12 protein-coding genes and 1 other annotated feature are annotated in these 13,000 nt (G+C 30.2%); of the genes, 3 read left to right on the forward strand and 9 right to left on the reverse strand.

Annotated elements, in window-relative coordinates; all coding sequences use genetic code 11:
• Both BN350_RS21225 and BN350_RS02760 read right to left on the reverse strand, forming a co-directional pair.
• Nucleotides 1-764: DHH family phosphoesterase (locus BN350_RS21225; protein ID WP_044600077.1), on the reverse strand; the 764-nt coding region annotated here is incomplete at its 3' end.
• Nucleotides 765-802: 38 nt separating this feature from the next.
• On the reverse strand, nt 803-1,090 hold the full coding sequence (locus BN350_RS02760; RefSeq protein ID WP_028042224.1) for a post-transcriptional regulator: 288 nt from the start codon (nt 1,088-1,090) through the stop codon (nt 803-805).
• A 79-nt stretch (nt 1,091-1,169) separates the two neighbouring features.
• Here BN350_RS02760 and BN350_RS02765 point away from each other — a divergent pair, with 79 nt between their 5' ends.
• Nucleotides 1,170-2,492, forward strand: a complete 1,323-nt coding sequence (locus tag BN350_RS02765) for an oligosaccharide flippase family protein (RefSeq protein WP_028042225.1) — start codon at nt 1,170-1,172, stop codon at nt 2,490-2,492.
• 5 nt (nt 2,493-2,497) lie between these two features.
• Here BN350_RS02765 and BN350_RS02770 read toward each other — a convergent pair whose 3' ends face one another.
• The 6 genes from BN350_RS02770 to BN350_RS02795 all read right to left on the reverse strand — a co-directional run bounded on the left by BN350_RS02770 (nt 2,498) and on the right by BN350_RS02795 (nt 7,833).
• A complete protein-coding gene (locus BN350_RS02770; RefSeq protein WP_028042226.1) occupies nt 2,498-3,793 on the reverse strand; it encodes a sensor domain-containing diguanylate cyclase in 1,296 nt (431 codons plus the stop codon).
• 87 nt (nt 3,794-3,880) lie between these two features.
• Nucleotides 3,881-5,014, reverse strand: coding sequence for an aminotransferase class I/II-fold pyridoxal phosphate-dependent enzyme (locus BN350_RS02775; RefSeq protein ID WP_028042227.1), 1,134 nt, complete (start codon nt 5,012-5,014; stop codon nt 3,881-3,883).
• Nucleotides 5,014-5,739, reverse strand: coding sequence for an amino acid ABC transporter ATP-binding protein (locus tag BN350_RS02780; RefSeq protein ID WP_028042228.1), 726 nt, complete (start codon nt 5,737-5,739; stop codon nt 5,014-5,016). Before BN350_RS02780 ends, BN350_RS02775 begins: the two co-directional genes overlap by 1 nt.
• Nucleotides 5,732-6,412, reverse strand: coding sequence for an amino acid ABC transporter permease (locus tag BN350_RS02785; RefSeq protein ID WP_028042229.1), 681 nt, complete (start codon nt 6,410-6,412; stop codon nt 5,732-5,734). The genes BN350_RS02780 and BN350_RS02785 overlap by 8 nt, the downstream gene beginning before the upstream one ends.
• A gap of 8 nt (nt 6,413-6,420) precedes the next feature.
• Nucleotides 6,421-7,179, reverse strand: a complete 759-nt coding sequence (locus BN350_RS02790) for a transporter substrate-binding domain-containing protein (protein ID WP_028042230.1) — start codon at nt 7,177-7,179, stop codon at nt 6,421-6,423.
• Nucleotides 7,180-7,311: 132 nt separating this feature from the next.
• Nucleotides 7,312-7,518: a binding site (T-box leader), on the reverse strand.
• Between the two features lie 84 nt (nt 7,519-7,602).
• Nucleotides 7,603-7,833 (reverse strand): hypothetical protein, encoded by a 231-nt coding sequence (locus BN350_RS02795; protein ID WP_028042231.1) that lies wholly within the window; start codon nt 7,831-7,833, stop codon nt 7,603-7,605.
• 126 nt (nt 7,834-7,959) lie between these two features.
• Between BN350_RS02795 and BN350_RS18340 the strand changes: the two genes are divergently transcribed.
• Nucleotides 7,960-9,891, forward strand: coding sequence for an LTA synthase family protein (locus tag BN350_RS18340; protein ID WP_044600078.1), 1,932 nt, complete (start codon nt 7,960-7,962; stop codon nt 9,889-9,891).
• A gap of 59 nt (nt 9,892-9,950) precedes the next feature.
• Complete coding sequence (gene eno / locus BN350_RS02805; protein ID WP_028042232.1) at nt 9,951-11,204, forward strand: phosphopyruvate hydratase; 1,254 nt, start codon at nt 9,951-9,953, stop codon at nt 11,202-11,204.
• Between the two features lie 42 nt (nt 11,205-11,246).
• On the opposite strand, the gene BN350_RS02810 is transcribed toward eno, so the two are convergent.
• Nucleotides 11,247-12,983 carry an ABC transporter ATP-binding protein gene (locus tag BN350_RS02810; protein ID WP_028042233.1) on the reverse strand — a complete coding sequence of 579 codons (1,737 nt, stop codon included), beginning with the start codon at nt 12,981-12,983 and terminating at the stop codon, nt 11,247-11,249.
• Nucleotides 12,984-13,000: the final 17 nt, after the last annotated feature.

Raw genomic sequence — 13,000 nt, forward strand, 5'->3', positions numbered from 1 at the left:
TTTTGCTGATCACCTAATAATAATTCTAATGATGAATATTTTCCTTCTTTCATAAAAGTTAATGCTTTTTTGACAAGTGAACGATTTTCATCTAATAAGGGCATCATATCTGAGATTGTTGTAATCGCAGCTAAACAGTATAAATATTTATCCTGCTTCTTTAATAATGCACTGGCTAATTTGTATGCTACAAAACCACCTGAAATTTCTTTAAAAGGATAAGAAGGTGATAATTTTGTATGAATAAAAGCATAAGCATCAGGTAAATCAGCGTCAAATTGATGATGATCAGTAATAATGACATCTATTCCTAATTCATTTGCACACTCTACAGCATCCATTGCCTTGACTCCATTATCAACTGTAATAATCAAAGAATATCCTCTTTCAGCCATCTGTTTCACACGTTCAACATTCAATCCATAGCCATCATCAAAACGATTAGGAATATGATATCCAACCTGTACACCTAATTCTAAGAAAGCCTGAACCAAAATTGTCGTTGCTAGAATACCATCGCAATCATAATCACCATATATACATATCTTTTCTTTATTTTCAATAGCTTCATAAATACGTTCTAATGTCATATCCGCTTCTTCAAATAAAGAAAAATCATGATAAATTAATCTTGGATTCATAAATGTTTGTAATGTCTCTTTATCATAATCATGACTCGCTATCACTTTTGCTAATAATGAATTGATATGATAAAGCTGTTGGATCTCTTGATAATTTTTTACTTCTATTGTTTTATATTCCATAATCTTCTCCTTAAAAAAGAAAAATAACTGTCATCCAGTTATTTAGCAATTAATTCACTAAAATCATCTAAATTCAAAGATGTTGCTTCTTTAATGACTTTTAATTTCAAGTAATCAAAAACTTCAGAAAAACGTAATGACATGATGTCATTAATAACATCACACATTGAAAGTGTTTCTGTGTTTTTCCATTTAATTTGATACAAATACTCTTTAATATCCTGAGCATTAATATCATGTACACCTTCTGTTTTAAACTCATTAGCCTTTATTCTCATTAAAAAAAGAATATCTAATGGTAAGTTATTCTTGAGATTAATTTCCATTTACTGCACTTCCTAACATATTTCTCGTGTATTCAACATATCTATTATAAAGGAAATTCGACAATAAAGGAAGTGTTTTATGAAAAGAAAATTGATTAATTCATTTATTATTTTAAGTGGCAGTACCCTCATAACCAAGGTGTTTTCTGTTTTGAACCGTATGATGCTCGCAAGACTTCTTAATGAGCAAGGAATGGCACTCTATATTCTCGTTATTCCTACACTTTCTTTATGTATAACTTTAGCCCAATTTTCTATTCCTTCTGCAGTTTTTAGGCTCATATCAAATCCTAAATACAATAATAAGAAAGTTATTATCTCAGCTCTTTTGATATGTCTGAGTTCTTGTCTTATGATTATGTGTGGCATTTTGTTTTTCTCTAAAATCATTGCTGTAAACTTTTTAAAACAAGAGCAAGCTTATCTTCCTTTATTAACAATGTTACCTTTTATACCACTTGTTGGTATGAGCGGTATTATTAAAAACTATTATTTAGGTAAAGAAGATGTTTGGACATTATCTGTTGCTCAATTATTAGAAGAGATTGCCCGTATTGTATTTACCTTTTTTATGATTAAAACATTTTCATCCTTATCAATGACTTATTTAGTCTCAATTGCAATCTTAGCGATGAGCGTTGGCGAATTTGTTTCTATTCTTTACCTATATTTTCGATTAAATCGAAAAATCAGTGTAAGCTATCATCCTATCACCTACTTTCAGCAACATTTTATTTTTAAAGATATGATGAATATTGCCTTACCTTTAACAGGTTCACGTATACTTCATTCATGTTATAATTTTATTGAACCTATTGTTTTGGTGACTATTTTAACTGGTTTGCAAATGAATGAATCAGACATTCATCTTCAATATGCAATTATCAGCGGTTATGTTATTTCTTTGTTAGTTACTCCTACTTTCTTTAATAATGTTGTTTTAAGATTATTATTACCTATTTTAAACAAAGATATTGCATATTGCCATTATCATGAATTAAGAAAGCATGTTATTTATGGCATTATTGTTTGTTTTCTAATCAGTCTTCCCTTCACTTTCCTTTTTTACTTCTTTGGAGATTACTGTTTATTATTTATGTACAATACAAAAAATGGCTATGAATATCTTAAATATATGTCCATTCCCTTCACTCTCTTCTATCTTCAAACTCCACTAAGTGCTACATTACAAGCATTAAATAAAAATAAAGAAATGTTTATCATGAGTACTTTAGAAGTTATTATAGAGTTTATCTGCTTACTTATTTTAACACCTCGTTATCACGTCTTAAGTGTCGCTATGGTGATGCTCATTGGTTTATTTACAACACTTGTACTCTCAGCTTACTACGTTTATATATCAATTTACTCTAAACGCTCACTAGAAAAAGAAATGCGATAATCATATCACATTTCTTTAACATTATATATTCCCATTGTTCCTTTATTTTCCTTTTTGGTTTGATACAATGCCTTATCAGCCATATAATAAAGTGCATCACAGTTAAAATAGTTACCTTGTTGAAAAATGACGCCAATAGAAATCGTTACACGAGGAACACCTTTGATTAAATAATTCTTCTCATTTGGTTCAATAACTGTTAAACACTTAATCTTTGATAATATTTCCTCACGATTTTGAACATCAGGTATAAATAATAAAAACTCATCCCCACCAATGCGTGAATAAACATTCATTTCACCATGAAAAGACATTAACCCAAATGCAACATATTTCAAAACACTATCTCCAATAGGATGCCCATACTGATCATTTATGCCTTTAAAATCATCAACATCAAAAATAGCTAACAAACATTCTTGTTCCTTTTTCATATTATTTAATAAATAATCAATTTGTTGACGAGCAGTTCGACGATTATATATTCCTGTTAAAGGATCTCTTTGAGCATCACGTTGATAATGTCTCTGTTTAAGAATCTGATAATGTGTATCTAATAATCGACCAACTATTCTACGTGGTTTTCCATGATTATCATAAAATTTTGCCAACTGGCATTGTGACCAAATACTTTCTTTTTTATCATTTTGAATCAAAACTTCGTCAGTATCAGCATCTAAATCATAAAAATTAACATCATCTTGATTTAAAGCAATTTGATAACGATCTTCTATGATATGTTCCCCTAAAAGTTTCACAAAATCCTTAATTTCAGGCTTTCTTCCAAATCTCTCTTCAAACTTCCCATAAATTTCGATTGTTTTTGTCTGACAAGATACATCAAAGACAACATCTTTTGCCATTTCAATAAGAACTTGCTGCTGTTCATTGCGTCTTTTCATTTCTTGCTGTAATTCTTTCTTTTCTGTTGAATCAACAATAAAGACATAAAATAGGTCTTGACCATCAGTTTGATGAATCAACCGACCATAATCATCCACCCATTTGATTTGACCATTCTTTTGAATGATTCTATATTCAACATAGTCATAACCTTCTATAGAATGATTCACTTGATATTGAATTTCTTTTTCTACATCAGCAATATCTTCAGGGTGAACCATTCCTCTAAAATTTCCATGAACATACTCCATAAATTCCTTTTCATTATGACACCCATACAATTGAATAACATAATCATTGACAAATATAATATTTTCTTGATATGCGTCGTAAATAAAAAATCCTCCAGGCATATGTTTAAAGACTTCAAAAGAAAATATTTCCTTATTCTGATACATGGCATTCCCTCCATCTAATCATATATTATTACAAAGTCATATAAGTGTAAAGTCTTCTTTTAATAAATAAAGAAAAAGACGAATAAGTTAATCTTTATTCGTCTCATCATCGAACTGTCTCAACCATTTTGAAAACAATGTCAACCCTTCTTGAATGTATTCAACTTTATGTGTAAAACCATATCTCAAATGATTTTCAATGCCAAATGCTGCTCCTGGGACAAAAAATATACCTGTTTCTTTTTGTAATTTTTCACAAAAATCACGTGAAGGCATATCAATATCATACTTCAAGAAACAAACCGTTCCATCAGCAGGAATCACGCAAGAAATATGTGGTTCATTATCTAACCATTGTTGAAGATAGGCTTTATTTCTAGAACATATGTCTAAACTTCTTTTGAGTATTTTTTCTTTGTTTTCTAAAACAAGACATGCTAAATAGTCATCCATAGGTCCACTACTAATGATGTGATAATCACGACGATAATTAATCAAATCAATAACATCTTTTGGCCCTTTAATCCAGCCAAGTCGTAATCCTGGAAATGAAAAAACTTTAGAGAGACTTTGTGTCACAATTGCTTTTTCATAATAATCACTAAATGATGGCGATAACTGATATGTTTCTGTATTTACACCACGATAAATTTCATCACAAAGAATATAACAATCATATTCTTTGGCTAAATCAATGATTTCTTTCATTAAATCTAAGGGTATTGATGTCCCCGTTGGATTGTTTGGAGAATTCAAGCAAATCATTTTTGTATGAGAATGAATATTTTGTTTGAAATCATCAATCGTTGGTAACCAATTTTTTTCTTCAGATAAATGAATCAATGATGCAGTACACCCCAAAGATATTGGAAAATCATACATTTGTTGATATGATGGAAATAAACTAATAATATGATCACCTGGCTCTAATAAAGATATCATAACCAATTCATTTGCATTGATTGCTCCATGTGTTATTGTCACATTATCTTCATAACCAGATGTATATAATGATAAAATCCCCTGTTTCAGTCTTGATGACCCGACAATTGGTCCATAATCCATAGTCATTGACATAATTTGAGAAGCAATATCTTCCTCAACATATTGCTGAAGTTCATTTAAAGACAAAGATGATATACATGTTTCTGTCAAATTATATTGACAATCATTTTCGTGCTCTGTCATCCATGTTTCAACTTCAAATTCTGCAATCTTCATTAATGCATAACCTTATTTAGGAAGTCTTGTGCTCTTTCTGTTTTGGGATGAGAGAAGAATTCATGAGAACTGTTTTCTTCAATAATTTTTCCTTCCTCTAAAAAAATCACACGGTCCGCAACTGTTCTTGCAAACCCCATTTCATGAGTCACAACAACCATTGTCATTCCCTCTTTAGCCAATTCTTGCATAACTTCTAAAACTTCAATAACCATTTCAGGATCTAAAGCACTTGTCGGTTCATCAAACAACATAATTTTTGGATTCAAGCATAAACTTCTGGCAATCGCAACACGCTGTTTTTGTCCACCTGATAGTTTATTTGGATATTCATCTTTTTTATCTAATAATCCTACACGTTCTAAATAATCACAAGCGATTTTGTTAGCTTCTTCTTTACTTTTTCCCAATACTTGAATGGGTGATAATGTTAGATTTTCTAAAACAGTCTTATGAGGAAATAAATTAAAGTGCTGAAATACAAATCCCATCTTCGTTCTTAATTCTCGATAATGACTCTCTTTAGAATCTAATAATTGATCATTTAAATAAATCTTTCCAATTTCAGGTTTTTCTAATCCATGAATACATCTTAAGACAGTACTTTTCCCTGACCCCGATGGTCCTATCAAACAGACAATTTCACCTTTTTTGATTTCTAAAGAAACATCATTGACTGCTTTTAAATCATTAAATTGTTTTGTTATATGTTCTACTTTAATCACTGGCAGCCAACTTCCTTTCTAAACGTCTTGCAAAATATGAAACTGTTAAAGTCATCATTAAATACATGAATCCCGCAATCACTAATGGCACAAGATAATTAGAATAACTTGCTCCCATCACTTGTGTTCTCAATAATAATTCACTAACACCAATACAACTAATCAAAGATGAATCTTTAATCAATGTAATGAATTCACTAACAATAGGTGGAACAATTCGTTTAAAAGCCTGTGGAAGAATAACATATCTCATTGTTTGTACATAATTCATTCCAATAGTTTCACATGCCTCCCATTGTCCTTTATCAACGCCTTGAATTCCACTACGAATCAATTCAGTTGAATATGCCCCACTATTAATACTTAAGGCAATCAATCCACAAATAAATGGATCCGCATTAAATCTTTCTCCAGTAACTGACTGAACAATCATTGGAACAGCTAAATAAAAGAATAAAATCTGTAATAACATTGGTGTTCCCCTGATGACTTCAACATAAACATTTCCTAAAATACGTAAAACTTTATACTTAGAAAGTTTTGCTGCAGCCCCCAAGGTCCCTAAAATCAAACCTATACATACTGCAATAGCTGCAAGTAACAAGGACAACCCTGCTCCCTGAAGCATAAATATTAAATTGTCCTGTGTCAAAAACTCTGTAAGTACTTTCATCTATAATCTTATGCTCCCCATTTTTCTTTTAATTCGTTATATTTATCAGAACCAACAAATGAATCCAATGCTTTATTCACATCATTCATTAATTCAGTATTACCTTTTTTAGTAATAATTAAATTTTCTTCTTCAAGTAAAGTTTCATCCAACATTTTAAATCCAGCATTTTCAACATAATTTTTGGCAACAGCATAATCTAAAATCACTGCATCAACACCACCAGTTCTCAATGTTTCAACTAAAACTTTAACATCAGTTACTGCTTTGACATCTGCATTTTTAATTTCTTTTGCACATGTTTCACCAGTTGCAGAAAGTTGTGCCCCAATCTTTTTACCTTCTAAATCAGCAGCTGTTTTAATATCACTATCACTTGCAATTAATGCAACTTGTTTAGAATCATTATATTTATGAGACCAATCAACATTTGTCCATTCTTTATGCATTGTAAACCCAGAAATTCCTAAATCAATTTGATCAGATTCAACAGCCTGACGAATTGTATCAAAAGACATTTGTTTAAATTCATAAGTATAATTTCCACCATTTGCATTCATGATATCAATTAACTCCTTAGTCATATCAATATCAAAACCTTCCATTTCATTCTTATTGTTTAAAGATTCATATGGTGGATAATCAGGAGAAATCCCAATCAATAACTTTGTTTCTTTTTTATCATCATTTGCTGTATCCTTACTACCACAAGCACTCACCATAACTGCCATCATAACAACTAACATGACTTTTAATAATTTTTTCATTCTTTTTCCCTCTTCTTTCTTTTTTGCTTTTTTACCTATCTTTTATCAATAAGATATCCCTACCGTAAAAAAATCATCCATCTCATAAACTCCAGCCTCCCTCTTTGAATAAAAAAACGTCTCCTAGCAAAGCTAAGAGACGAAATAATCCGCGGTACCACTCTCGTTGATATATCAAAGATATATCCCCTCTTGTCCTTAAAGCAGACCTACTCAATATCCTATGGATTCAGATATTGCTCTCCAAAGTACGGTTCATTTAAACTTGTATACTAACCTCACACCAACGTTAGCTCGCTTCATACTTATTTAAACTACTCTCTTTTTCATTGAGTTTATTGATATATCTGTATTATAGTCAATTGAATTGAATTGTCAATATTTTTTTATGAACTCCTACCTATTTCATAAAATTTATAACCTTTATTTCATATAACTTAATATTTTCTTTGAAATTTGATTAAGTTTAGATAATGGTTCATTCATTGATTCTAATTGTTCGATCAACTCGTCTAATTCTTGATTGGTTGCATCTATTTCGCTTTTATAAGCTTTTATTTCTTTAATCTCATGTGTCATTTTCTCTCTACGATCTAACAAATAGATTGCTAGCATTAAAAAGAATAGACCTCCAATGATATAAACAATAATCATAAATATCCCTCATTTCTTTATATATTATAACATATCTTTTCTCATTTGAATAATATATTCTCTATAACCACATTTTTATTGTTTCCTTACTGTTCACATGATACTATAAATTTAAAGGTGATAACAATGAAAAATCAATATAATACAAATCATAATATCTTACATTATTCCTCTTTTTATATGATTCTAACCCTACTTTTCTTAGAATTAATCTTACGTATAAATATTTTTAAAAGTATTCAGTTTTCTTTTATTTATACAATTTTGTTTAGTATAAGCTGTGGTTTTCTTTTGAGTTTTTTGTCGCGTTTATTTCATAAACAAGCAAATCAAGTGATTTATGGTATTTTTCTATTGATCATATGTTTATATTTTTGTAGTCAGATTTTATACTATGATTTCTTTAAAGTCTTTTTAACAATCTATTCAATAGCTCATGGTGGACAAGTAGCTGAATTTTGGCAAGATATTCTTTCTCTTATTATTCATAATATTTTTTGGATTATTCTTTGTTTTTTACCATTATTACTTTATATCTTATATGAGAGAAAGTATATGATTTTAAAAAGATTAAATGATCGGGCAGTTATTGTTCATTTAGGTAGTACTTTGTTAAGTTTTTTAGTAGGTTATGGTTTATTATATATACCAAGTCAATCACTTAATAAACCGATTGATATTTATTGTGAAAAAACAATTAATGAATTAACAGTCAATCAATTAGGATTAATGAGTGCTTGTCGTTTAGATATTCAATCTTTTCTATTTGGAAAAGAGGATTCTATTGAAATTGAAACACAACCTGTTATAGAAGAAAAGAAAGAAATTGTTTATGATTCACAAACAATGGCTATTGATTTTGAAAGATTAATGAATGATACTAAAAATAAAACGATTAAAAATATGCATCAATATTTTCAAAAAATACAACCTACACAAAAAAATCAATATACTGGAATGTTTAAAGATTATAATGTCATTCTTCTAACATGTGAAGGTTTTTCACCTTATGCAATCAATAAAGAATTAACACCAACCTTATATAAACTTAAAAATGAAGGATTTGTTTTTCAAAATTTCTATACTCCGTTATGGCATGTTTCTACCAGTGATGGTGAATATGTTGCGTTACAAGGTTTAATCCCTAAAAGTGGAGTGTGGAGTTTTGAAGCTTCTTCTTATAATGCTTTACCATTCACTTTAGGTCGGCAATTTCAAAAATTAGGTTATACAACCAAAGCCTATCATAATCATTCTTATACATATTATGGAAGAAATAAATCACATCCTAATTTAGGTTATGATTTTAAAGCCGTTGGACATGGACTAAATATGAAAAAGCAATGGCCTGAATCTGACTTAGAAATGATGGAAAAGACAGTTGATGATTATATTCATGATGAACATTTTCATACCTATTATATGACAGTAAGCGGACATACCAATTACACATTTACGGGTAATAGTATGGCAGCAAAAAATCGTCAATTTGTTGATCATCTTAATTATTCCGATTTAGCAAAAGGATATCTGGCAACACAAATTGAGCTTGATCGTGCCTTAGAATATCTTGTGAATCGTTTAGAAAAAGAAGGCATTGCTGATAAAACAGTTATTGCTATGAGTGCTGATCATTACCCCTATGGCTTACCTATTAAAAATTATAATGAATTAGCTGGACATTCGCTAGATCAAGATTTTGAACTTTATAAAAATGAATTTATAATTTGGAGTGCATCTATGAAAAAGCCAATTGTTGTTGATAAATATGGCAGCAGTCTAGATATTTTACCAACTCTATCTAATTTACTTGGTTTATCTTATGATTCACGTCTGTTGATGGGAACTGATCTTTTATCGGATAGTGAACCCTTGGTTATTTTTGAAAACAGAAGTTTTATCACTGATAAAGTGATGTATAATTCTAAAACTCAAAAAACAACATGGTTACAGTCAGAGGATATAGAATATCTAAAAAGAATGAATGCAATTGTTAAACAAAAATTCAACTATTCACAAAAAATACTTGATAATAATTATTACAAATATATTCAATAGAAAATATTGAATATATTTTTTTCTTTTGTCCATCCTAATTCAAAAAGGAGTGTTAGAAAATGCCATATATTACAAACATATTTGCCAGACAAGTTTTAGATTCTCGTGGTTTTCCTACTATTGAAGTTGAAGTTCATAGTGAAAGTGGTGCTATGGGAAAAGCCATGGTTCCTTCAGGTGCATCTACAGGAATTTATGAAGCTCATGAATTAAGAGATGATGAAAAAGACTGTTATTTAGGAAAAAGTGTATTTAAAGCTGTTAATCACGTTAATGATATTATTCAAGATGAATTATTAGGATTTGATGTGACTGATCAAAGATTGATTGATGAAGAGTTAATCCGAATAGATGGAACAAAAAACAAATCAAGATTAGGTGCAAATGCTATTTTAGGTGTTTCGCTAGCGTGTGCTAATTGTGCCAGTCATTACTATGATATGCCTTTATATCAATATATTGGTGGATGTAATGCCCATGTCTTACCAATCCCTATGATGAATATTATTAATGGTGGTGCACATGCTGATAATCCATTAGATTTTCAAGAATTTATGATTGTCCCTGTTGGCGCACATAGTATGAAACAAGCTGTTGAAATGGGTTCTACTGTATTCCACCATTTAAAAAAGATTCTCAAAGAAAAAGGACTGAATACTGCGGTTGGTGATGAAGGTGGTTTTGCACCAATGCTTGAAGATAACAATACTGCATTACAATGTATTATCGAAGCTATCCAAAGTGCTGGATATCAGCCACATGATGATGTTTGTATTGCACTTGATATTGCTGCCAGTGAATTTTATCATAATGGACATTATCATATGCAGGGAAAAGATTATACATCTACAGAATTAATTTCATATTATCAAGATTTATGTCAGCATTATCCAATTATTTCAATTGAAGATGGTCTTGATCAAGACGATCAGCAAGGATGGAGTGCATTAACACAAGAACTATCTTCTATTATGTTAGTAGGTGATGATTTATTTGTAACCAATAAAGAAAGATTGCAAATGGGTATTAACCATAACATCGCAAACGCTATTTTAATTAAGGTCAATCAAATTGGTACATTAACTGAAACATTAGATGCCATAGAACTTGCTAAACGTCATCAATATAAGATTATTGTATCTCATCGTTCTGGTGAAACAGAAGATACCTTTATAGCTGATTTAGCCGTAGCAACCAATGCTGGCTACATAAAAACCGGATCTCTATCAAGAAGTGAACGTATTGCAAAATACAATCAATTATTAAGAATAGAAGAGGAATTGATTCCAACGCAATGTTACGGAAACCAATAGAAAAATACTGTTTCTTCATTATAGAAGAAACAGTATTTTGACTTATTCACTCTTAAATTGCATGTTGTATAAATAAGCATATTGTCCATTTTTTTGAAGGAGTTCTTCATGTGTTCCCTCTTCTGATATCCCTTCCTCAGTTAAAACACAAATGCGTTTAGCATTTTTAATTGTTGATAAACGATGTGCAATAACAAATGTTGTTCGATTGGCTGCCAAAGATTCTAATGACTCTTGAACAATATGTTCACTCTCATTATCGAGAGCACTTGTTGCTTCATCAAAGATGAGAATAGGAGGATTCTTTAAAAAGACACGTGCTATAGATAATCTTTGTTTCTGCCCTCCTGATAACTTCACACCACGTTGACCACAATCTGTCTCATAGCCATCTGGTAATTCCATAATAAAATCATGCGCATTTGCTTTTTTAGCTGCTTCAATAACTTCTTCATCTGTTGCTCCAAATTTACCATAACGAATGTTATCCATAATTGTCCCAGCAAACAAATAAACATCTTGCTGTACAATCCCAATATTTTGACGCAATGATGCTAATTTGACATGTCTAATATCTTCGCCATCAATTGTAATAGAACCATCTGTAACCTCATAAAAACGTGGTAGCAGTGAACAGATTGTTGTTTTTCCTACGCCTGATGAACCTACTAAAGCTATATAATCACCTGGCTGAACTTCTAAATGAATATGATTTAAAACATAATCAGTCTTCTCATTATAACGAAACCCAACTTCATGAAAACAAATATGTCCTTTCACATCATGTAATTCTATGGCATCTTTATCATCCTTAATATCTGGCTGAACTTCCAGTATTTCCATAAATCTTTCAAATCCTGTTGCCCCTTCTTGAAATTGTTCAGTAAAATTAATTAATTTCTTCACAGGGTCAATTAAATTCGCAATATATAAGATAAAAGCAATCAAATCAGGTGTATTAATAGACTCATGACTAATAAACAATGCTCCAAAGAAAATAACCGCAACCGTAATCATGCTTGTAAAAACACCCAGTCCTGAATGATATTTTGCCATATATAAATAGCTATTACGTTTACTATTAACAAAGTTCATATTTTCAACTTTAAATTTATCCATTTCTTTATCTTCGTTTGCAAAACTCTTCACAACACGAATTCCTGATAAATTATCTTCAATACGTGCATTAATATCTCCTATCCTTTGTTTGTTGCGTTTAAAAGCCTTTTTCATTTTTTTATTGTAATACAATGCAAAACCACCCATTACAGGTATAAAAGCAAACACAATTAAAGTTAAATTCAAATTAATTGTTGATAAAATAATAAATGCACCCATAAATTTAATCAAAGAAATCACAATATCTTCAGGACCATGATGATAAAGTTCAGTTAATGAAAATATATCATTTGTAATACGTGACATTAATTGTCCTGTTTTTTGTTCATCATAAAAACTAAAAGATAATTTTTGATAATGTTCAAACAATTCATTACGAATATCTCTTTCCATATATGTTCCCATAACATGACCTTGATATGTCACATAAAAATTACAGAAAAATTCAATAATAACCAAAGCAACCATAAAAATCCCTAATTGATAAATACGACTTAATTGAATAGGCTCTTCTAATAAGACAACTCCTGTAATATATCTTGTAATCATTGGAAATGCAAGTGTCACTCCAGCAGCAATCATTGCACAGAACATATCCAATAAAAATATTTTTTTATATGGTCTGTAATAAGATAAAAACTTTCTAAATCTACCTTTCATTTTCTCTCCCCCTCTAA

This window comes from Candidatus Stoquefichus massiliensis AP9, from assembly GCF_000455285.1.
GTDB lineage: Bacteria > Bacillota_I > Bacilli_A > Erysipelotrichales > Coprobacillaceae > Stoquefichus > Stoquefichus massiliensis.